Origin of the sequence: Nostoc sp. FACHB-190 (genome assembly GCF_014696905.1) — a bacterium.
Classification (GTDB): domain Bacteria; phylum Cyanobacteriota; class Cyanobacteriia; order Cyanobacteriales; family Nostocaceae; genus Nostoc_B.
Genome location: NZ_JACJQW010000026.1, coordinates 1 through 23,811, shown reverse-complemented (window position 1 = coordinate 23,811; position 23,811 = coordinate 1). Strand labels below are relative to the sequence as shown.

Sequence of the window (23,811 nt, the reverse complement as noted above, 5' to 3'; positions counted from 1 at the left end):
TCGCTTAACCCCCGTCTAGTCAGCTTTTTGAGCATTGAGCGCAGTCGAAATGCGTCTTATAAATAATTTTTCAAAACTCTTTTTTCTGATTCAAACTTCAGACTTCCTAAAACGGTTGAGTATAAACTAAAGAAAAATACAAACCATTTTCCTGTAAAGTATTTTTCTGAGAATTAGCATCAATTAAAGGGATACCCCAATCAAATCGGGCATTAATGCGATCGCTTTGCCATAGTAATCCCAAACCAACAGAAGCTAGGCTATTAGGATCAGGATCAGCACGATTGGAACTGTTGTAAGCAGTACCATAATCAATAAATGGTGTTAATTGTAATACACCTCCTAATTGCGGGGCGCGGAGAATCGGATAACGTAATTCAGCCGACACAAAAACTGCATTATCTGTCAAAAGTAAATCTTGGCGATAGCCCCGGACTGTTGCTTGACCACCCAAACCAAACTGTTCTAGGGGTACTAATGCTCTGTCGGCTAATTGAGCATCGGCTCGTAATACAAGTAAAGTTTCCGGTGCTAACAGGCGTACCCATTGGGCTTGTCCCCGCCAAGAGAAAAACCTGCTATCTGGTGGTGCGCCACTGTTGGTAACATCAAAGGCATCGATTCCAAAACTAAATTGCGATCGCGCTGCAAATACTTCTCTACTATTGCGTTGTGTCCAATCTTGAAAAAACCGCAGCACCGAAAGCCGAGTTTGTCCATCCACAGCCCCAGGTGAAGGAAAGGGAACACGTTCCCCAACTAAAGCTTCTAAATAGCCAATATCACTGTTACGCCGATTGGCTGTAATTCCCAAGGCAAATTCTGTGGTAGGAGTTTGCAACAGTGGTTGGCGAAAGGTAATGGCAAAGTCTTGGGATCTACCTTCAATATTTAAAAAATCAAAAGGTTCTTCTACAACATTGCTAGTGGTGTAGTTATATTGAAACTGCACAGTCCCATTGTAGGGATTAACTGGTAATGTGTAGCTAACATCAACATCATTACTGCCATCGGTGTTGGCATAAGCAACAGAAAGTCCATCACCTAATCCCAATAAATTGGCTTGGTTAAATTGAATTTGTCTCTGAAAACTGCCAATACTTGGAACTCGATTATTATTAAAATTCACCTGGGCGCTGAAGGTTGAATTTTCAGATGCCCTGATATCAATTATACTAGTCCCTGGACGAGAACCAGCCGCCAACTCCGCCGAAATATTTTTAATTAAAGGATTTAGTTGTAATAGTTGCAGTGCTTGGAGTAACTTGTTGACGTTTAAGGGTTTGCCTGTAGCTACAGCAATGCGACTCCGCACATAATCCGGGTTGAGTCGTTTGAGTCCCCTAACTTCTATGCTTTCTACACTACCTTCAATCACTTGAATTGTGACAACACCACCCCTAGTCTTGAAGGTTTGATCAGCCGGGATAAATGCTCCCGAAGAAATGTAACCTTTATCTGTATAGAGTTTTGTAATCGCATCACTGGCTCTGAGCAATTCCGCAAAGGTGATGGGTTTACCAGTAAATTTTTGCGTGGCTTCTGCCAATTCTGCACTGCTAAATACAGTACTACCAATTACCTCAAAGCGATCGACGCGAATTGTCTCTTGTCTACCACTGGGGATTGTTTCTGGTGGTGGAGTAGTTTCGTTGGGCGTGCGGAATAAATCTGCTGGCGGTGGTAATTTGGGAGTCTCTGGTGGAGTTGGTTGTGGTAGTTGTGGTCTTGGTAAATTTTCTGCTGGTGGCAGATTTGATCTGGCTTGAGCTACTAGATAAATACTTCCCGTCTGCGCCTGCACAAGACTAGGAGATAAATTGCCAAGAAACAACGATAGGAAGATCAGGCAATTGCGCGATCGCCTATAATCTTTCAGACTCAAAAAATATTCAACGGACATGGTAGGTAGATGTTGATAGGATATGTTATGTGTTTCCGTGGAAGCATCGGCTGTGTGACTTTGCCTTTGTTAATGTCCGGCTAGTAGTAGTCATCTCCACAATTGCGCCATATCAATATCTATCTTGGAGAGATATTTAAGTTTTTCACTGTTTTTCGCTAACTAATAAACACCCAAAAATTATTCCAGATGAATTTATCTACTGATTTTACCAGTATATTTGCGTAGGTAATCTTTCTATTTTATTAATTTTCCTGATGCGCCAATAGATTACTCATCTTGAAAAATCAGACTAAGTTAGCTAAAGTTTCAGAGTAAAAAATCTGCACCCAAAGCATTTTGGGTATTTTAAAATACTAAAAATTCGGTGGATTATTCTGCGTTGTCATTGGAAAAAAACCGCTTTTCGTCAAGCTCTGTAACAGCCTGTGCGGGTTCTCAGGAACTTCCAACTAAAAAATCCCATCATCAGGAGTATTAGCAATACGGTTCGGATAAGAAACTTACTTGTGTAGGCAAGCAAGGGTGCAGGGGTGAAAGGGGTGAAAGAGGGAAGGAAGGTACGCTCTCCCCTGCACCTGAAGCTCCTCCGCCCCCCTGCTCACCTTTCTCTGCATCTTAATGCTAAGTCTTTCCGCGAGCCAGACATTACTCAGTAATTTACACTAGAATTGTTGGAAATTTATAACCACAAAAAAACAGTATTTATACTATGCTTCAGTAGTAACAATTTAAGAATATTAATAAATAATAAGATTTTACTTACCGAGCGATCGCACTTTTATTCAGCAATTCTCAATATAATTATTCGCGGAAGTTGGCAGCATTCTGAAACGAGTGATACATCGTATTTTCAGGAGCGAGGCGCAGCGCCATATTATAGTCTTCCATCGCTTTTTTCTGCTCGCCTAGGTCATTATAAGTCTGACTACGCCAAAGATAGAACAAAGCATTTTGGGGATGAATCCCAATGGCTTTACTGTAGTCATCAATCGCCCCTTGCTTGTCTCCCAGGTTCTTACGCCGGAAATTTGCCCTTTCACCATACAAATAAGCATTCTGGGGATTTACACCAATTGCCCGATTAAATTCTTCAATTGCTCTTTGGCTATCCCCTTGTTTGAAATAACTATAGGCTTGTTTAATATATGCAGTAATATCTGTAGTTTCTGTAGTATTTTGTATTTCGGTTCTGTCTTGGGAAATAGAGTTTTCTGTGGATGCAGAATTTATTTTCTGAAAAGACAGTTTACTTAAAACAGACTTTTTATTTCTCAGCGCCAGCCAGCCAAATACTCCACCACCTGCAATTACCAGCATCACAGATAATTGCTGTCCAATGCGATTTTGATTGGGGCTAGAACTCAGTTCAGATAGTTGACTTAGACTGCTAGTGTAATTTTGTTCAGCCATTGCAGGTTTAATTTTACCTAAAGGCGTGAACCATGTCATTGTCATTAGTGCTGTAGCCGTGAGGAATCTGTGCTTCATAAATTAGCTCGATTTGACTTAAGGAGGGTGTACAGCCAAACTTTGATGCAAGTCATTAACTAAATAAGAATTGATTGACCTTGCTGTAAACATTGTCAGCTAGATGAATTTTGTGATCTTATCCAGAGTTGAAAATTAGGAACTGTGATTGCTTCTAATTCTCCCAAAGTTATTTGTTCTTGACTTCTGTGTTAGTACTTACCGGGTATAGTAGCAATCATCATCGATAAAAGTATCTATTTTCCAGCAGATATCAGATGTTTGAATACAATCATACTTTAGGTAGTACAGTCATATCTATGGCCGAATTTTACATGATTAAGGATATATATAATACAGTAGATAACTTTGGGGATCACCCTTTACATAATTAAGAAAAAATTTTAGTCTCCCAGTGGGAGCCTATTCATAAAGTAAGTATTAAGTAGATAGTCAGTGTGGTAAAAAGATTTTTTGATAAATAGCAAATATCAAATAAAGTAATTTTCATTTATATGAAGCACAAGACAAGTTTTACAACCAAATATAAAATTGCTTCATACTACTTCCACATCCAACTCTAGAGCTTATCCAAATCCTCAAGAACTTCTTTAGCAGTTTGATATCTTCTGAGATAATCAAAATAAGTCATCTTGTCTAATATCGCCGCCAACCCATCAGAGACTTGTGCTTTGTCACGCCAAGTTAGTGCTGTTGTTTGGGGGTCACGTTCAATTTCTTTCGTAACTTTTCCAGTTAAAGCTTGAATTCCAATCATACCCAAGGCATGAATATCACTGTTTAATCTGGGCTGACCCATGAGTTGTTCAGGGGAGGCATAACCCAAAGTACCTACAGCCACTGTTAAGCTTTCTTCTTCTTGCTGTGGTTGAATTTGTTTAACTGCGCCAAAGTCAATCAATACTATCCTGTTGTCTGTTTCCCGGCGCATCAAATTGCTCGGTTTAATATCTCGGTGGATGACATTATGATCATGGACAAATACTAGTACCTTCAACACATCCCTTAAGATTTTAATGACCTCAGCTTCCTCAACACGCTTACCAACAACCAATTCATCTTGTAAGCAATGTCCTTTGACATATTCCTGTACAAGATAAAATTGTTGATTTTCTTCAAAATAAGCCAATAGTTGGGGAATACGCTTGTGTTGACCTAAAATCTCTAGAATTTCCGCCTCTGCTTTAAATAAACGTCTAGCAACTTCTAAAAATCTGGGGTCTTTCTGAGCAGGTTGTAAATGCTTGACAACACATTTTGGCGAACCAGGGCGTTTAGTATCATCTGCTAAGTAAGTATAGCCAAAACCCCCTGAACCCAGTACACTGCTTACTTTGTAACGGTGGTTCAGCAATTGATCCCTTTGGGGCTGGCTATCAACTGGTGAACTAGCTTCGTTGCCAGTATTACTACCTTCTCTTAATAAGGATTTTAAGAGGTCTATAGTTTTTTCTTGTTCTTGAATTTGATGGGCAATTTTATCTCGCTGTAGTTTTTCATAGTATGCAGTGTAAACAACTACACTGCCAGCAGCAGCGATTAATCCCAAGACAGGCTGTGCTATTGGTACCCATCCAGCTTGAGTAAAAATGATAAAGCCACCACCTACCAAGCCAACCACAGCACCGCCACCAGATAAGCCCAGAAGTATGGGATGTTTAATTTTCCATCCAATTAATGAACCGATAGCAGTCCAGCCCCACAGCCAAATGACCTCTCCCCATTCCGGGAAGTACCAAAATATGCGTCTTTGGTCAAGAACTGCACTGAGAATTTCACTCACAATATGGGCATGAATCACAATTCCGGGCATCTTGCCCGTGTTGTCTTGTCTACCAGTAGCGTAAGGAGTATTACGAATATCCTGTTTACTAGGTGCTGTGGCTCCAATTAAAACGATTTTGCCCTTGACCCAATCAGGATTAACTTTATTGTTGAGTACGTCTATAAAACTAACTGTGCGGGCAATACTATGAAAGGCACGGTAGTTGAGCAAGATTTGAAAACCACCATTATCTGCGGCTACATAACCGCCTGCATCTGGTAATAGACGATGAAACAGAGTTTTTCCCAGCTTTAATTGTAAGCCTTCACCTGTTTGGGTAATTTCTGGTTGGATTTTGGCTGTGTCGGTGAGATATTTTAGTGCGGCTAATACTGCTAGAGACTGTTGGCTTTGGCAAGGTGCTTTTGGGTCTGGACTGACAAATAGCAGGGCGCGGCGAATAACTGCATCAGGGTCTTCTGGCAAATCGGCAAACCCGACATTATTAGCATCTAGGCCTGGTGGCGGTGGTGTTGTGGTGCTACAAATCGGAATAATTTTATTGCTTGTTTGCAGGCGGTTAATTAGTTGGGTATGACCAGGGTTGAGAGGTACATCTCGAAAGAAGTCTAAAGCAATAACACTGGCTTGGTTACTTTCTAATTTGCCTAACAGCCTGTCTAGTTCTTCATCTGTGGGGGTGCCATGCTTGAGTTGTTGGATATCTTCTTCTGTAAATCCCACAATCAACAGGCGGGGGTCAGGGGGTAAATCTGCACGCCTTTGCATCATTTGGTCAAACACCTTGAGTTCAAAGTATTCTAACAATCTGAGCCTTTGAACCCCAACCAAAACTAGTGTAACTAGGACGCTAGTAACGATGACTGGCTGTGTGAATAATTTTTTCGCCCCTGCAAACATAGTCTTAGGAAAGTTGGATTTTTATGGTATGTCAACTACGTTACAGTAAACAACTTTGGCGTGAGTGTAAACATACACATTTAAAAGTAATTGTAGGTTGATAACTTCAAGTTGCGATATTCTGTATCAGAACTGGAACAAAAATCATTAAATCTCTAGAAGTAGGGAAAATCATCTTTGATTCTCCCTACCGTAATTTACATTAACTTGCCTTGGCGATCGCACCACAAGCTAAACGACCACCACCAGCTTCATCGGCTGTACCACCAGATTTCTTTTGATCCTGGAGCTTATGGATAATAACTGCACTACCATCACCATCAAATAAGCTGATCGGACTATCGCCAAGAGTGACACTGCTAATAAATGCTTCTAAACGACCTTGACCCAAGGGATTAATTTTAATATTGGGTAAATCACCTAAATGATAAGGATGGTTTTTTTCCACCGGAGTGGGTGAACCAAAGGGGCCAGGGTCGAAGTGTCCACCAGCAGAACTAAAAGGCTTTTCTGTACCTGCTTCACAAGCGCCTTTTTCATGAATATGAACACCATGTAATCCTGGAGTCAAGATTTTGGGATCACCTTTAATTTCCACAGCCACCCAAACAGACTGAAGCTCGGTATTTTGTACAGCTTTCAGCGTCCCTGTAATCCCAGGGCCACTAATTTGGGCTTGAGCTTTTAGCGGTACCCCAGCACCATTGGAAGGAGAAGCGCAAGCTGTTAGTAGTACTAGACAAGCAATAACAATGTAAGAGATAAATTTCATAATTCAAATTCTCAAAACTCAATCAACACTGGTTTTGTTATTCACAGGACTTACGTACAAAGATTGTCTATGAAGATTGGGTGTAAGGGTGTGTGGCTTAAGGATTTTAGATACATACACACGCCACTTGGCTCAAGTCGGGAAACCCGCCCACGCCAGTGGCTCCCCTACACCCTCGCCAAAACCCTTGATTTTTCGTCTTTATGCGTAAGTCCTAATTCAATATCTTGACCACAAGAGGAAGTAAAAATGCGTGAACGTTTACGTAAATGGATACAAGACTTTCAAGAGTGGATTATTTTTGCTGCGATATTTGTGTTGTCAATAGTGGTGATTCGGTTTGTTGAAGATAAGCCTCCATTTAAAAGTATTGTGGAATTATTGATGAGTTCTAAGTTTATTAGTACTCTGCAAGACTTGAGTATTTTAGCGGTGGTGATTCTTTATTTCCGAGAAACTCCTTCTCGAAAAAAGCAAGAACATTACGAAGCATGGCGCGTAATTAACTCAGCTTATGGACAACGAGCAAGTGGGGGTAGAATTCAAGCCTTACAAGACTTGAAAAATGATGGTATTAGCTTGGCTGGACTAACTGCGGAGAAAGCCTATTTAGCTGGCATTAATTTAAAGGGTGCAGATTTACGAGACGCGAATCTCGAAGGTAGTAACCTAAAAAATGCTTGTTTGCAAGAAATTGATTTACGCAATGCCAATCTGCAAGGTGCTGATTTAAGATATGCCAATCTTGAGGGAGCAAATTTAAGAAATGCCAATCTTCAAGGACAAAGTACTAACCTCAGCTATACAAATTTTCAGAATGCTTACTTAAGTCATGCCAATTTTCAATTAGCCTATCTCTGGAGTGCCAATCTGCAAGGTGCTGATTTAAGTTATGCCAATCTGCAAGAAGCTGATTTAAGTTATGCCAATCTGCAAGGTGCTAATCTCAAATATGCTAATTTTCAAGGTGCTGACCTCAGCCCAACTAATCTTGGCCAAGCCAATTTTCAGGGGGCTGATTTGCAAAATGCTGATCTCAGAGATGCTCAAAACTTGAATCCAGAGCAAGTTAAATTAGCCAGAAATTGGGAACATGCCAGATATGATGAGGCTTTGCAAATGCAGCTAGGGTTAATTCCCGCTCACCAAAACTTTGAACTCATACAACCAGAAAACTCTGATCAAGACCATAATTTTTTTGATACCTAGCAGTTCCAACTCTCTGACGATTTTTAACGCTCCTAGATTAGCCAACTAAGCATCAATCACCACCTTCCCAACTGGATAAGCAACACAAGTTAAGACATAGCCTTCTTTAATTTCACTTTCTTCTAAGGCTTCGGGATCATAGCCTTCCATTTTGACAGTGCCTTCTAACTTCCGTTTTTTGCAAGTCCCACAAACCCCAGAACGGCAACTACTACGGATTTTTACGCCTTCTTGGTCAGCCATATCGAGGATTGTTTCTTCGCCATCACAAGCTACTTCTTTACCTGATTTAGAGAAAACTATCAGGGTTTGACTAGAAGAGGCTGGGGGGGGAGAAACAGGAGCAGATGCTGGGGTTGTGGCCACACGCGCTCCGGCATCTTGGACTGGTGCTGCTTCTGTCGAGATTTTACCAAGCATTTCGCGTAGCCCTTTGCCTGCGGGAGCCGCAGCAACTTCTACTGGTGCAGGAGTCGGTGCTGGGGCTTTTTTGACTTTTTTCCGGGGTGGGCCGAAGCTTTCTTCGTAGTAGTTTTGCATCGGGAAGTCGATACTTTCGAGTAAGTCGTTGACCGATTCCATAAATGGGTTCGGGCCACATACATAAACTGTACGTTCTTTGTAGTCTGGCGCAATCAGTTTTAACATTGCCGCATCTAGTCTGCCGGTGAAACTCATCCAACTTTGACCAGGTTCACGGCGGGTAATGCTAATTGCGAGATTAAACTTAGGATGGTTGGCTCCTAACCAATCAAGTTCCTGGCGGTAAATGATATCTCTGGGGCTACGAGCGCAATGGAAAAAGACGATATCCACATCTGAGGCGGTGTCATACACCCAACGCGACATAGACATCATGGGTGTGATGCCACTACCAGCAGAAATGAGCAACAGTTTTGGTGAAGGGTTGGCAAAACAAGTAAATTTACCTGTTGGCCCATTGACTTTCAGGACGCTACCTGCTTTTACGTTGTCGTGCAACCAGTTGGAAACTAAACCACGGGGGACATCTGGCCCCGCATCTGCTGGTGCAGGCACACGTTTAACTGTGATTTCTAGGGTATGGGGACGAGAAGGTGTAGATGAGATGGAATAGGAACGTAATACCTGTTCGCCGTTAATTTCTAGGTCGAGGGTGATAAACTGACCTGGTTTATAGGTAAAGAGCATTGGTGGGTCAGCCACGAAGCGGAAGGTTTTAACATCGTGGGTTTCATCAATGACTTGGATACATTGGACGGTTAAATCACCTTTCATCCACCGCTCAATTTGGCTGGGTTCTAGCGTTGCTAGGGGCATATACTCTTGCGGGTCTTTGGTGGGAAGCGCAGGAGTGGGGAGGGGTTCTGGGGTTGGTGTGGGTGCGACTGGTGCGATCGCTATTTCTTGTTGTACAGCCTGACCATTGCTTGTAGTGACAACGTTAGTATTAACGTTAATATTCAAATCAATCATGGTCGGTTCATTGCTGGCTATTAGGCTGATTACCATCAAAAAGAACCGACCAATCTGCATCATATCTCCCGATTTCAGAGGATAATCTTGATTGATTTGGATTTGGTCAGCATTCAACCGTGAACCAGCCCGGCTGGCTAAATCGGTGTAATAATAACTACCATTTTTCAGAGAAATTTTGCCGTGCATCCGACTCACTTCGGCACTATCCAGCACTACATTACAGTTGGGATAGCGGCCAATTAGACACTCATGATTGAGCATGGTATCTAAGTTGAGGTCTAGTTCCTTGAGTTCGTTGGGTTTCTGAGGATCAATGATTCTGAGTTTAAGCATATTAATTACCTAATACGTCAACTTCTCTGTGTTTATACGCAGAAATTTCTGCCGAATTCTGAATTCTGCTTTGTCAGCATTACCTAAACTCAATAGAGGTAATGAGGCGTGCTACAAAACTAATGCCCATAGTTTTAACTGGGACGGTACTACCATCCCAGTTAAAATCTTAGAGTTGCGTTATTGAACAAGCTTGTCCCATACTTGCTTGCAGACGATTACTCAAAAGCTCCAAGATATTTCTAGCTAGTAACGTGTCTTGTGCCAGCACTGCCTCAAAATTCTCGGCATTGATTCTGAGTGTCTTGGTTCTAGTACCAGATGCAACGATGGTTGACGCATAATTGGTGTGGTTTAATACTTCCAATTCACCAATTGTTTGTCCAGGTGAAATCATCCCTGACATATCTTGATTGCCCATACTTTGGCTGACTCTCGCCTCACCATCAATTAAAACAATCAAGTCATGGGCAGGTGTACCCATCCGGCAAATTTCTTCTTCGGGGCGATATACGCGCACATGGCTATTTTTCGCCAAATCAATTAAGACGTTGGCTTTTAAACCAGAGAAGAAACTACTCTTATACAGCCACAACAGTTTTTCTAAGGTACCTAAAGCGTCCGCAATGGTGTCTCCTTGTTGGGCTTGCATTTCCCACTGCACCAGAATCACGATGTCGTCACCACTGCTGAAGCGGACAACATCACCTTGTTGGAGTTGTGTTTGCTGGTCAAAGATTTGTGTCTTACCAATCCGCAGACCATTGCTACTACCCAAGTCTTTCACACTCACGCCTTTTTCATCTACATAGAAGATGGCGTGTTGGCGAGAAACGCGGTTATCGGAAATGATAATGTCGTTGCCAACTTCCCTTCCGACGCGCACTGTAGACTGTTGAAATACTCGTCTTTCCACACGTCCCATGATTTTGATTTGAGCAATCATGGTCGGGACGGTGGTTTTGCCGTGGGGTTGTCCTTGACCCAGAATCCTTTCGGCTGTTTCAATCACTAAACTCTCTTTGATGGTCTTTGTATCTAACAGCTGACGGGCTTGTTGAAAACCCAGACTGGGATCAATTTGATGTAGCGCATACAAACTGGCTGCTTGGACTAAGGGATCGATGTCTTGTAACAGTTGCATTAAGACATCAATAATCACATCAGAACGTAAAGCAGGTTCGGGGATTTGGGTAGGCGCGACGATGGAACTCCAAGTGGCGGTGGTGGGAGTAGCATTGCGAGTGGCATTATTGTTACCCGGAACGTCGATTTGGGTATCGGCGATGCCATTATTAAAGTCTGTTGTTAGGGGAACTGATTGGGTTACTAGGTCTTTGGCTTGACGTAAGGCAGAGATTACTCTCATACTCAGACGGGACATCCATCTGGACTGCTCTTCGTTAGACCGCAGAATTTCTCCGAGGATGTTGGCTGCTAGTACACCAATGGAACGAGCAATATCCAGGGCTTCGGGGGTATCTCCTAAAATTTCTAGGATGCTGAGTAACTGGGTAACAATCAGTTTTTGTTTTTCTTGGACTGCTTGGCGCAGCAAGAGGTAAACAGGTGCATGGGGATTGGAAACTAAGTTTTGCAGGGCTTGATAACGAACAGCTAGGTCTTGTAGTTGCGAGAGTAGCTGTTCTGCTGTCCGCAGCAGTGCGCCATCTTGGTTAAACATTTCTGCCAAGACTTGTTCTTGTTCGGCAGATGTGATGGCATATTCTTGGCGCAAGCTCATAATTTGCTTTTGTTTGCGCTCAAAGGCATCTGCTAAGGGTGTGCCTGTTTCTACGAGTTCTTGGATGACTATTTCGAGGGCGCGGCGATAGCTATCAATCCGCAGTTGGTTCTCCCGGCTGAGTTGTCTTTGGGGATCAAGGAGGGAGGGGTCTTCAACACCGAGTTCAGCGAGGACAGAGTAATGCTCTTCATCGCTGATGTTCAATTCTTTGCGGACATCTTTGAGAACTTCTAAGCTGTCGGCAGATTGGACGTTACCTTCTTGCAGGGATTCTTGCAATACACCTTTATAGACGCGCAGTCTGTCGGCTCGGTTAAAACCAGGCAGGACTTTGGCTAGAACATAGACTTCGTTGGGGAGGAGGTCTTGGAGCGATCGCCCTTCGAGGAATTTGCTCCAATCTACGGCGAGTTTGTTCAACTGGCGGCGCAAACTACTAGCCAAGCTCTCACGAGAATAGTTATCTCTGCTGCGGGCTAAACTTCTGTGTAACCACAAGCTGCTGACAAGGACGATGATGGCGTTGAGTACCAAAATCCCCCATTGGGGAAACAAGCTGATGTTGGGACGACCACCAAAGGAAAAGAAGACGTTAAAGGAGATAAATGTACACAACACAAAGCAGACGTGTAATATATCTTCTTCACTTACGTTTCTACCTTGGCGCTTGAGGAAGGCGCGATAAGCATTTTCTAGGGTTTGACAAATCAAGTAGCTGAGGGCAGCACAGATCCCAATGGTCAGAGGCGAAGCAATGATTTTGGGGATGGGAATAGCTTGACCAAAGATGTAAAAACCAGGGTTGAATAGGGTGCTTAATTGTCCTTCTTCATGTGTCCATGCGCCTGAGTAGTAGTAGTCCCAGTTGCCTGCATACAAGAAGTAGTAGAAGTAGAAGCCAAACATCAAGCCAAAATAGGTGTAGAACACTAATTTTTGGTCTGGTCTGGTAATGCCTTCCCAATAGGAGCGTTCGGAGTCAATATCTATACAAGGAGATTGACAGCTAACACAGGCACTTTTTTCGTTACCACTGGTATCTACTGACCGACACATGGATTGAGTGATACTTTGGGGCGGCTTGAGGTGAGCATCAGTACCTAATAAGCCTCTAGGGCCTGTATAAAACATCTGCACGGGAGCCATTGGGCAGAAGTATTGACACCAGCTTCTACCCTTGAATAAATAACCCACACCAATGGATGAGGTGATGGTGAATAGCAAAAACAGCGCCATTGCGGTGCGATCGCTATTCACAAACAAAATGCGGATGTTCAAGCCCAGGTAAAAGAGGAACATTTGCAGGTAGAGGTAATTCCTCCCTAACCAAGATTCCTTTTCTACTCCAGCTAGTTCATAACGCACGTTACCTGTGTCGGGATTGACAACTTTGCGCTTGCGTTGAATCCCCAAGGCGCGAGGAATTTGGGAGAAGAAATATAAAGGACAGATCCGCCGCCAGAGTTCATGTCCAAATAACACCAAAATCATGATCCCGATGGGCAGTACCATCGCCCAGAAGATCCGCGCTCCCATAGGATAGGGTTGTTCTGGTAAACACACACCTTGGACTGCGACGCAATCATCCGGATCGAGGTATCTCTCTGGGTGGAGATGAAAAGGACTGGCAGTATTACTGGGGTCAGTTAACCAAACTGAAAGGGGATCATAAAATAAAGAAAAGATTAATGTCAGCCAGCCGATCGCCAGCAGCCACCTGACAATGTGCATCTTTTTTTCTGAGACTTGACTAATCATTAGTTTGCAATTGCTATAAAGTTAGATTTTTACTCAGTAATAGTGGATAAAATTCCCTAGCCTAAGAAGTACAATTTCATAGAAAAACCTTCAGCTACTAATAGCTTGTATGCTCACATTGGCACACAACAAAATTAGCTGCCCAAGCAACTTGATATTTGATTGCTGGTAATTTGATTCACAGTGTAGTAATTATACAAATTGATGACAGTGCTGCTTGGTGAAGTTTATTTACTATGACGACTCCTAATATACGTACGTATGATGTTATAGGGTTTTGTGTGTCAGAAATTAAAAGTTTTCCTTAATCATTGTTTCACCACCGTAAAGTTTGTTGCTAGGGGTGATCAGTTAAGCTGACTAATTGATTGTGCAGCAAGGTACTAGAGGTTCTTGAGTAATTTCCTCTAAGCCTCCAGAACGTAACAAATCTTCCCAATCATTTTTAATTGTCAGGTCATCAGGACTAGATTTACGCAATTCACTCAGAATTGCTAAAGAATCTTCCCAAAATCCTGACAGGGCATACATGGCCGCTTGTTCTTCTGGTGTGACTTTCTTGATTTCCGATATCAGGGCAGCATCAGGAGTAATACGTTCAATTGAGCCAGAAACTACATAATCTTGCTGCCGATCGCTGCGATCGCAAATCACGGAAAAATCCCAGTGATAAGTTTTACCAACTTTTAAACTTGGAACATCAGGTTTTTCAGGCAAACTCAGGCTGACAATACCAGCTTTGCCTGGTGTTGGCAAGGTTTGTTGATACACAACATTATCTTCTTCATCTGACAATACCAGCTCCATAACTGGTGCAGATGTTTGCGGTACATAAAAGAAAAATGTCGGATGGGCAGATGTGGTTCTTTGCATCACATCCAAGGTAGGTGTGAGTGCTATTAAGCGTTTTTTCCCTGGAATACAAGCTTCGCCGCTTTCACTCAAACGTGTGCCACTGCGAGTTCCTCCCTGAATTTGCCGCGATGGTTTGCCCAAGTTTCGGGGAATGTAGGTAACATAAGTTGGTCGCTTGCTGTTGCCATTGCGGCGATCGCGGGCTATATAAATTTGGACATTATTCACTGCTGTGGTAGCGTAGCGATCGCCTGGTATTTCCTGGAGTGCTTGTTTAAAATAATTTAAAGCGGCTGAGTAATTGCGCTGACGAGTCGCACTGTAACCCGACTGCATATATTTGTTGTAGTTTGACTGAGCTTGAGCAATGTTATCAGGTGCAGCTACTACTTTATCGAAGCTCACAGGTAACAGAGAGCCAAGGATTAAGGTAACACAGACGCATCTTATCAGGAAAAACGGTTTCATAATCAATCCCTTCTCTTGGGCTTTACGGTATGTTCATACAACACAGATCAGTTGCATTTCGCATATTTATGCAAAATTTCATCTATTCTTGTTGACAATTTTCAGGGTGATCTGTGAAACTTCTAATTTGGTGCAATAAAGTAAGTCAGTATATCCTATTACAATTTCATCGGTAATTCACTACATTTGTGAAAGGTTAATATTATTTAGCTAGTTGTTATGGTTAGTTTTTACGTAAAACTACTATAATCTAGTTGCAACTTGCTTGTACATATTTTTATGCTCAAGATTAGTAACAAATATGTAAAGTCTTCATCCTAAATTTTTGTTAAGTTGCCCGTTTAATTTATTTACATTTACTGCAATTAAAGATATCACCAGAGCAGAATTCTGTACTGAGGATTCAGCACTGAGAATGGCCATAATTTCGGTAAATATTCTGGAGATAAAACTGGAGATTAACTACTAGAGAGACTTCTAGGAGAATACAACAGCGCCAAAATTTTCAGTCTAATGAGAATAGATAGCAAGAAAATCGGTAACTAGATGGCACTTAGCTCCAAATTTACTTTGCCAGTATCTCACTAATCAAGCAGCTAAAATCAAACTAAAAAGTATACTTTTTCCAATTAAAGGTAGGAATAAAAACGCTATCAAGCAACTTCATCAATTCCCCAGATAAAACTTGTTTATTTATTGCATAAAATTCTTACAATCGGTTGCATATTCACGCAATGCTGTAATGCTTTTAGACACTTTTTGCTTTGACGCTTGTGGCTCATTTACCCCAAACAGACTGCTATGAATAGTTCCAGAAAAATTAGCATCTCGGTTTCATTCATAATCTTGAATTAACGCGATGTGCGACTTATTCTTGAAACCCCTCTCCAAACCTCTCTCCGTTTCGGGGAGAGGCTTTGAATCTTGCTCCCCTTCCCTGGTAGGGAAGGGGTTGGGGGTTAGGTTTGAGAGAAAGTCGCACACGGCGTGAATTATTCTGAATCACTGGCAACGATGAATTAATAAAACAAATCGCTACAATTGGGATGCGGTAGGAAAGTATGAAAGTATGAGATTGATTTCTGAGCCAGCAATTCCGGTAAAAATCCAAAAAATGAAGGAAAGGGTAAGGTGGCGACATAGCAGTATAATCCAGCGCGGCATCGATCAGACTAGTATGGTAATTGACGATGGCAAAGATGATACTCCCGACTTTTCATTTTTGGTGATTGGGGATAGCGGGACAAAATCTCATTATGGACACCACCCGCAACGAGAAGTGGCAGAATTAATGCTGGCTCATCAAGATGATTGCCGTTTTGTGCTGCATACTGGTGATGTGATTTATGTGGTGGGTTCCCATGAATATTACCCAGCCAACTTTATTGAACCTTATCGTGAGTTTTTAGTGGGTGGCGAGAACCCCAAGAATATTGCTTACGATCGCATGATTTTTAACCTACCGTTTTTACCAGTTCTCGGCAACCATGATTATTATGATGTACCTTTTGTGTATCGCTGGTTAACAGGTAGCACACTCAGACTAAGGCGAATGCTGCGCTACAAAGATTTTGAAATTGGTTGGCATGGTTCTAATCAAGGAGATGCCTATGCACGCGCTTTTCTGGATTATTTAGCTAGTTTTACAGATCCAGAAGAATTAAATCACCATTTAGACCAGTATTATACAGGCAAAACCGACACTGGTCGTTGTTTGCGTTACATACCAGGAGAGTTTACCCGTGTACCTAATCGTTATTACAGTTTTCGGTATGGTGGTATAGATTTTTTCGCCCTGGATTCTAATACTTTTAATATGCCATCGCCCTTACCGACAACTCAAGCGGGTGAAATTTATCGTCAGGAGTTGCAAAAACGCCGCCAGGAAATCGATAGAGAAGAAGAACAAATTTTGGCAATGAGCGATCGCCTAAATCCTGATAACCCAGCCGATGCGGAACAACTCGATGACCTCAGTGCCAAATTAGACCAAATTAACGAAGTCAAAATTGACATCGAAAAACAACTATCATCTCAGCAGTCAGCAACAATTGATTTTGAACAACTAGAATGGTTGCGTGACAGACTCATTGAATCTTGGCATACCTCAGAAGTTCGTGGTAGGATTCTCTTTTTTCACCATCCTCCCTACGTCACCGAAGCCACCAAATGGAGTCAAGCCCAAACTTTGGCGGTGCGTCACCGTCTGCGTTGGGTATTAGAACAAGTCAAAGAAAATCTGGGTTCCTTAGTACAAAACCGTCCCATAGTGGATTTAATATTTAACGGTCACGCCCACTGTTTAGAATATCTCCGCACAACCGATACCGGATATGCCGATTCTCATATTCCTTGTATTATCTCCGGTGGTAGTGGTCGCCGTCCCCGCCGCCAGCGCGTTGAAGGAACAGAATTGCTAGAGACTTTTAGCGGACTTCCTGGTAGTCCCACTCGCAAAGTCGCCGAGTCACTGCTTTATGTTGGTCGCTCTGGTTATGGTTCGCAAACACGCTTACCTTATTCTTGCGTGCGAGTTGATGTTAAAGATGGTTTTCCACCTAAATTTATTGTTCGACCTTTAGTTGCAGAACGGGTGGAACAAAAATGGTATCAGCATGAAATGGAACCATTGCTGTTGTAAATGCTGATTAAAATCAGCGACTCATAGCAAAAATCTGTTCAGCCGTTAGCGGAATGTGCGGAAACAATAACGAATCAATTTGTTGCTGTCCTCGAAATATCTTTGGGGGTAAATACTCTCCATCTTCTAATTGATATATTGTGATCGTCGGTTGCTTAGGCGAACCAATAAACCGAATCCCACCAAAAGCAGCATCGTCTATAATTATGTACTCCAAAACACCCAAGTCTTCATATGCAGCCAGTTTTGTGAGATAGTCGTCCTTCCAATTGTTGCTAACAACTTCAATGATTCCTGGTGGTGGAATATATGCAGCCGCAGAACTAGAAATAGTTTTCATCCGTTGCCATTCTTCCTTTGCAAAAATGACAATATCAGCTTTGCGGCTTTTTTCTTTTTCTCCTGATGCTGTCTTCAGCCGCACCTGTTTAGATTGTCGAGATACATAGGGGAGGTTATTTTCTTGGCAATGATTTTCTAAATAGGCGCATAGTTGTTGAATCAAATCTTCATGATTAGCATTTGGTTCAGATAACGGCACAGGAATTCCATCCCATAGCTCAAATTCTCTGCCTGAACCATCATCCCAGGCAAGAAACTCTGTAAAAGTCAGTGGTTGTGTGATGGCGACGTACATCGTTCTCGCTCTATTGCTGACGGGTGCTTGAGTCAATGCTACCAAGATATACAGCTTTGTCGAGATTACCAGAAGGAATTGAAATGATGAGTGCGATCGCTAATACTTCTGGATCTTTAACTCCTGCTAATCCAGCAGCAAAAGCTGTTTGAAAGTCAATTGTCGGTTCTCTTCGTAAAACCCCTGTGACGATTGCTTGGTTCAAATCAGCATCGGCTTGGTAGCGAATAATCACGGCTCTACCTGCTGTCTTACTACTTTAGCCGCTATGAGTTTGTTATACAAATCAGGATCACTGGCTTGAAGAGGTTGAGGCATAAAATCAAATGCTGCTTCTTCTGCTGCTAAGTAAGCATCGATTTCAGCGCGATTCGCTAGATAAAACGCGATCGCTCCATAAACTTGTTCAAGTGTTAGCAACGGAAAAGACTGAACAATACTTTCAGGTGATGAGAAACACTATAACTGGCTTTGGAATGTACCACGAAGCCGACCAATGCACTTTCGACGGATTGAGAATCTGCGATGTCTTCGACGGGCTACGCCTACCCAATGGTGGACGGCGCATTTGTAGTTATTGGCGAACTGGGTCGTGCATCAGCCTGAATTTTTCATTGTCTTGCCTCAGACCTGGGTAAAAGCTTGAAGTATTGTTGCAACTCTTAACGTTTCACATACCAGTTTCTCTCTACACCTTGGTAGACTGAATTTTATACAAATTAATTATTGTCCTTTGCTGCGCCCAAGGAAAGTATTACCATTGACTTTCAGGTTAAGCAATCTAAACTGCGAAACCCGAAGGGCGTAATCAAGATAATAAAGACACTCGTGGCAATCAAGACATGGTAGATTCCCTCAAAAAACCAGGCTTTGAAGAAATACGGCCAGGGATTAAAGTCCCGGCAAAAGAAACCTTATTAACACCACGGTTTTATACTACCGATTTTGATGAGATGGCGCGGATGGACATCTCTGTAAACGAAGATGAGTTAATCGCCATCTTAGAAGAGTTCCGCGCTGACTATAACCGCCATCACTTCGTTCGGGATGCCGAGTTTGAACAATCCTGGGATCACATCGACGGGGAAACTCGCCAGTTGTTCATTGAATTTCTAGAGCGTTCTTGTACGGCAGAGTTTTCTGGCTTCTTGTTGTACAAAGAATTAGGCCGTCGCTTAAAAGATAAAAGCCCCGTCCTAGCAGAGTGTTTCAACCTGATGTCACGGGATGAAGCACGTCACGCTGGCTTTTTGAACAAAGCGATGTCAGACTTTAATTTGTCTCTTGACTTAGGGTTTTTGACAAAGAGCCGCAATTATACCTTCTTTAAACCAAAATTCATTTTCTACGCCACTTACCTTTCCGAAAAAATCGGTTATTGGCGTTATATCACCATTTACCGCCATCTAGAATCGCATCCCGAAGACAGAATTTATCCAATTTTCCGGTTCTTTGAAAACTGGTGTCAAGACGAAAACCGTCATGGTGACTTCTTTGATGCCATTATGAGAGCGCAGCCACAAATGCTGAACGACTGGAAAGCAAAACTGTGGAGTCGGTTTTTCTTGTTATCTGTATTTGTGACAATGTATCTCAATGATTTACAGCGCAAAGACTTTTATGCTTCCATTGGTTTAGATGCACGGGAATATGATATCTACGTCATCAAGAAAACCAATGAAACCGCAGGTAGAGTCTTCCCGGTAATGTTGGATGTGGAAAATCCAGAGTTTTACGATCGCCTAGATTTATGTGTTCAGAATAACCAAAAACTGAGCGCGATCGCTAACTCCAAAACACCTAAATTCTTACAATTCTTCCAGAAGTTGCCATTATACATTTCCAATGGTTGGCAGTTCTTGAAGTTGTACTTCATGAAGCCAATTGATGCCGCTTCGGCTCATGGCATGGCACGCTAGATTTATTAGATAATTTGATGGGCATGGTATTAGTTAATTAATACCATGCTTTTTTATGTTTCGTGTTTAGGGTATTCCAAACAATAAATTATCCACACTTCTATAGCAATCCTGTCTGAGTTGTGAAAAAATATTGTTTTTAACGAACCGCATAGACGCGGTAGCGGCTTCCCGCAGGGTAGGACGCAAAGGACACAAAGAAGGAAAACAAAGAGAAGAAAGAGAATTTCATAAATGATTTAGAATTCTATATCTACCTTGTCCTCCTTGTCATCCTTGTCTATTCTCAACAGACCAACCTTTATATATCTTCTCAACTTGCTTCGGTGCTTGGATTTCTGTAAATAACTGAATTGCTTGCTGAAAATACATTTGGCTGATATCAGTCTTGGCGAGTTGTTGATAAGTTAAACCTAATTGAAAATAAGCTTCTGCTAAGTCACATTTCGCGCCTATTTGCTCTAGGAGTTCGATAGCTGCTGTATGATTTATAAGGGCTAATTGATAATCTGTTTGTTGGCGATAAATTTCTGCTAAACTGTTTAATGTTTTTGCTTTAACTTGCATATAATGACCTGCTTCTGCAAAGGTCAATGCTTGCTGAAAAATTTGGTTGGCTTGAGATAAATTACCTAAATTGAGATATGTTTGTCCTAAAATTTGGATGAAATAAGCAAATCTTCCCGTCTTGAGTAATTTTTCATTGGCAATATTTTCATAAGCTGCATTGGCTAATTCATCAGCTACATTACAAAATCCTAAATAGGAATTAACTAATGCTAAACATACAGAGGCTTTTTCAGCCCAGCGATGATGTGCAGTATTTTGCGCTAGATAAATTACTTGTTGAAATAACTTGAGGGCGGATTCTAGTTCCCATAAGTCTATTTTGTAAAGACCAATGCTTAACAGTGAATCGACTTCTAACATTCGCAGATAATAGACTTGATGTTTATTATCTAACTGCGGGACAAGTGATTTTAGTGCTTGTGTGGCTAAATTGATAGTTTTTTCTTGACAGGCGATCGCTTGATTAATTTTACCATTTATCCAATACAAATCACCCAAAATATTGTATAATTCAATAATATTTTTCTCTGATTCAATATTGTTAATTACTTGATTAATTGCCGCCAAAATAGGCTGAATTAATCCCATCCGATATAACGTACTACCCAAAGGTAAAAACTGTTGCCATTGATTATTGCGACTTTTGAGAATAATTTTACCAGCTAACTCAAATTCATGAATTTCGATGTAATGATAGTATGCCTCTAAAGCTTGTAAAGCATCTTTAAAAGTAGCGATTTGTGTAACACTAGCTGTCCAAAATTCGGCGGCTTTGTGATTTGTAATTTCCCACTCATCACTAGTGCGTAACCGGGCGATCGCTTCGGCGCGAATTACCGGGTGTAACCAATATTCGCCTTGATTGCACTCTATTAACGAGCGATTTCTCAGGGAAGCAATAATTTGACGATGTTCAGTCGGAGGAACATCCCAAAGTAAACAAAACAGCCCTGGAGATGGAATCGTGGGGATATCTTGGTAGCGATAACAACCCAAACGGCACAGCAAACGATAAGCTTGAGCATCAAGGGCTTGTAGACGATTAATTTGACTAACGGCTAAATTTTTTAAATCGGTGGCGGCTAAAGGATCATCATGATTTGCTTGCCAATATAAACTCATATCACCACCAAAATCCTCCTGCATTGCACCGCACAGAATACCCATTGCTTTGGCATTACCGCCGTAAGTATGATGTATTTGTTGCAAAGTAGAAAGATTAATCGTTAACCCACGGTTGTTAAAAAACTTTAGCCAAGTGCTTTGATCTAAACCAGGAAGCCGATAATGATGTACATTCAACCCTGGTTCGCACAAGCGATCGCGGCTAGTAATCAAGGTAACAGACTGCACCCGCACATCAGCCAAAACCCGCAACAATTCTACATAGCTGCGGTGAGGTGCAATTAACTTTCCCTGCTGATCTAATGCGGGTTCTAAATTATCAATTAAAATTCCAATACGCCGATTATGCAGTTGGCGCTTCAATCGTCCTAATGTTACGCCAAACTCTATCCCTGGTTCTTCCCCAAAGTCTTGTTTTAACCATTCCTCTACCACTCGTTCCGCCGCAGTGATATTTTGGCTTTCCTTCGCCATTAATAATTCTAAAACCAAGTCAAAACCCTGGGTTTGTAGATATTGCTGGGCGAGAGTCGTTTTGCCTAAACCTCCCTCACCTTGGATGACAATTATTTTCGCGCCTTGGTTTACCAGAGTATTCACATGAGCGATCGCATCTTGTCGCCCAATAAAGTTAGTATCTTCTAACCTGGGGACAGTTTGTGGCGGTGATAATGACTCATTAATCAACCCTGATATTGCAGAAGTTTTTCTCAGAACTCGTTCCAAAGTAGCGCGACAATTACTTTTAGTAATCTTCTGTCGCAACACCTGAGACAGTAACTTCCATAACTGTGAGCCAACATCCTTAACATGTCCTTCTGTACAGCCGTAAGCATGGGCAATATCTAAATATTTTCTACCCAACCAAACCTGCTGAAGAATAACTTTCTGCAATTCGCTCAACCGTTCCCCAGTTTGAGCAGGAATAATGGTCTCTAACCATGCTAATGCTGCTTCAGCGTTCATTATGTAACGATGAGGGTAGTTAGATTCTAGAACTATAGATTACTCTACAATTCCCCTACCCCATTTTTCCGATAAGATTCGATGAATCCGACTTTTCATTTAACCTATCACTTGTCTAACCAAGCCTTTAAATCAGCCAAACTGGTAAAATCTAGCAATGCTTCGCTCAAATCTTCCAGAACAGGCAAAGGCAAACCAGCAATTTTAGAGCGCATTTCTTCCGATAATTCGCCAAACCGCTTGGTTAGCTGTCGAATAATCAGATTAATTGTTGCTGTTTCTGTCAGTTCTTCTCGAACTTCTTCTTTAATTTCTCGGTAAACTCTGGTTTCTTTGAGTGTAATTCCCAGCATTGACTCAACCTCCGTTCTGGTTAATTGTTCAAACTTGTACACCATAATCGTGAGAATTATCTCTATTATGGCGCGACTCCCTGGCTCTGTAACTTCTTGGCGAGTTCTGGTTAACAAATATCTCGCTTCTTCTGGTGCTTGATTTTCCTCTAGAGTTGTCAGCACCATCAACGCTACCCATATCGGTAAAGAGCGAATATTGCCTAATTCATTCAGATACACCCGATGCACTTGTCCACCATTGAGGAATGAGCGATGTGGATGAATGTCGGTTTGTTCGATATTGCGTGATGGATAAATGATGACTGCTTGCCAATCGCTGAATCTAGAACGGTTGCGGTAAAAATAAAGTGCAGATTCAGCAAATACTCTTTCGTAAAGCTGTTCATCTGTTTGGAACTGCACTTCGCAGAAGTAGACAACGCCTGCGCCTTGATTTTCTGGCGGGAGAAACACACCATCAATTTCAAATTTGGGTTCTTTGACGGCTACTGAATCAAATCGGTACGCTTCTGCATTGCTGGGTGGTGTTGCTAATAATTGAAATAACAGTGTAGGAGATTGTTGAAATAGTTTGTAAAATATTGAATCTCGACGCATACAGTAGTATTAGCCCTTTAAGTTCAATATTTTAAACTAAAGCTCTGATTTTTAAAGAATGAATATTGCTCAAGAACAGTTTTGCTTGAGCATTAACTACAGCTGCTTTATCTACCTATAGGACTCATATAGCAATCCTAAACTACTTATGAGAAAATACGGAGAAAGTAAGAAAGTAAATTATATAACAAGCAAGCAGTTGTGGTTATGTGGATACAGTGGTTAGAAGATTTTATCAAAAATAGTCAAGAACAACGTGAAATCAAGCGAGCTACAGCAGTCAAAATGCTGTTATATGGATATAAGCATGAAGAAATAAT

The 23,811-nt window shown here is 41.7% G+C and carries 15 protein-coding genes; 3 read left to right on the top strand and 12 right to left on the bottom strand.

Translation table 11 applies throughout. From position 1 onward, the window contains the following. Positions 1–106: 106 nt before the first annotated feature. From H6G28_RS24045 to H6G28_RS24030, 4 genes are all read right to left on the bottom strand, one after another. Positions 107–1,903, bottom strand: coding sequence for a ShlB/FhaC/HecB family hemolysin secretion/activation protein (locus H6G28_RS24045; protein ID WP_190674848.1), 1,797 nt, complete (start codon positions 1,901–1,903; stop codon positions 107–109). A gap of 804 nt (positions 1,904–2,707) precedes the next feature. Further along, on the bottom strand, positions 2,708–3,394 hold the full coding sequence (locus tag H6G28_RS24040; RefSeq protein WP_190674845.1) for a tetratricopeptide repeat protein: 687 nt from the start codon (positions 3,392–3,394) through the stop codon (positions 2,708–2,710). 559 nt (positions 3,395–3,953) lie between these two features. After that, a complete protein-coding gene (locus H6G28_RS24035) occupies positions 3,954–6,080 on the bottom strand; it encodes a CHASE2 domain-containing protein (protein ID WP_190674843.1) in 2,127 nt (708 codons plus the stop codon). Between the two features lie 202 nt (positions 6,081–6,282). Beyond that, positions 6,283–6,852 (bottom strand): superoxide dismutase family protein, encoded by a 570-nt coding sequence (locus H6G28_RS24030; RefSeq protein WP_190593682.1) that lies wholly within the window; start codon positions 6,850–6,852, stop codon positions 6,283–6,285. A 249-nt stretch (positions 6,853–7,101) separates the two neighbouring features. Here H6G28_RS24030 and H6G28_RS24025 point away from each other — a divergent pair, with 249 nt between their 5' ends. After that, on the top strand, positions 7,102–8,061 hold the full coding sequence (locus tag H6G28_RS24025) for a pentapeptide repeat-containing protein (RefSeq protein ID WP_190674840.1): 960 nt from the start codon (positions 7,102–7,104) through the stop codon (positions 8,059–8,061). 45 nt (positions 8,062–8,106) lie between these two features. On the opposite strand, the gene H6G28_RS24020 is transcribed toward H6G28_RS24025, so the two are convergent. The 3 genes from H6G28_RS24020 to H6G28_RS24010 all read right to left on the bottom strand — a co-directional run bounded on the left by H6G28_RS24020 (position 8,107) and on the right by H6G28_RS24010 (position 14,617). Beyond that, the gene (locus tag H6G28_RS24020; RefSeq protein WP_190674836.1) at positions 8,107–9,852 is read right to left on the bottom strand and encodes an FAD-binding oxidoreductase; all 1,746 of its coding nucleotides are present in this window, start codon (positions 9,850–9,852) and stop codon (positions 8,107–8,109) included. 169 nt (positions 9,853–10,021) lie between these two features. After that, complete coding sequence (locus H6G28_RS24015) at positions 10,022–13,357, bottom strand: FHA domain-containing protein (RefSeq protein WP_206758266.1); 3,336 nt, start codon at positions 13,355–13,357, stop codon at positions 10,022–10,024. 360 nt (positions 13,358–13,717) lie between these two features. Next, complete coding sequence (locus H6G28_RS24010) at positions 13,718–14,617, bottom strand: DUF928 domain-containing protein (protein WP_190674833.1); 900 nt, start codon at positions 14,615–14,617, stop codon at positions 13,718–13,720. A gap of 1,132 nt (positions 14,618–15,749) precedes the next feature. Between H6G28_RS24010 and H6G28_RS24005 the strand changes: the two genes are divergently transcribed. Continuing rightward, positions 15,750–17,321, top strand: coding sequence for a metallophosphoesterase family protein (locus H6G28_RS24005; protein WP_190674831.1), 1,572 nt, complete (start codon positions 15,750–15,752; stop codon positions 17,319–17,321). 13 nt (positions 17,322–17,334) lie between these two features. Here the strand turns inward: H6G28_RS24005 and H6G28_RS24000 are convergent, their stop codons facing one another. Genes H6G28_RS24000 through H6G28_RS23990 form a run of 3 tightly spaced genes read right to left on the bottom strand, consistent with a single transcriptional unit; the run spans position 17,335 to position 18,378 of the window. Further along, a complete protein-coding gene (locus H6G28_RS24000; protein ID WP_190674829.1) occupies positions 17,335–17,958 on the bottom strand; it encodes a Uma2 family endonuclease in 624 nt (207 codons plus the stop codon). Positions 17,959–17,968: 10 nt separating this feature from the next. Further along, a complete protein-coding gene (locus H6G28_RS23995) occupies positions 17,969–18,193 on the bottom strand; it encodes a hypothetical protein (RefSeq protein ID WP_190593723.1) in 225 nt (74 codons plus the stop codon). Beyond that, positions 18,190–18,378 carry a DUF433 domain-containing protein gene (locus tag H6G28_RS23990; protein WP_242049220.1) on the bottom strand — a complete coding sequence of 63 codons (189 nt, stop codon included), beginning with the start codon at positions 18,376–18,378 and terminating at the stop codon, positions 18,190–18,192. Before H6G28_RS23990 ends, H6G28_RS23995 begins: the two co-directional genes overlap by 4 nt. Positions 18,379–18,800: 422 nt before the next feature. On the opposite strand from H6G28_RS23990, the gene acsF reads away from it, so the two are divergent. Further along, entirely contained in the window at positions 18,801–19,877 is a 1,077-nt protein-coding gene (gene acsF / locus H6G28_RS23985) for a magnesium-protoporphyrin IX monomethyl ester (oxidative) cyclase (protein WP_190674825.1), read from the top strand. A 270-nt stretch (positions 19,878–20,147) separates the two neighbouring features. On the opposite strand, the gene H6G28_RS23980 is transcribed toward acsF, so the two are convergent. Together H6G28_RS23980 and H6G28_RS23975 are read right to left on the bottom strand one after the other, a co-directional pair. Next, positions 20,148–22,538 (bottom strand): helix-turn-helix domain-containing protein, encoded by a 2,391-nt coding sequence (locus H6G28_RS23980; protein WP_190674822.1) that lies wholly within the window; start codon positions 22,536–22,538, stop codon positions 20,148–20,150. Positions 22,539–22,645: 107 nt separating this feature from the next. Continuing rightward, positions 22,646–23,491 carry an Rpn family recombination-promoting nuclease/putative transposase gene (locus H6G28_RS23975; protein WP_190674819.1) on the bottom strand — a complete coding sequence of 282 codons (846 nt, stop codon included), beginning with the start codon at positions 23,489–23,491 and terminating at the stop codon, positions 22,646–22,648. Positions 23,492–23,811: the final 320 nt, after the last annotated feature.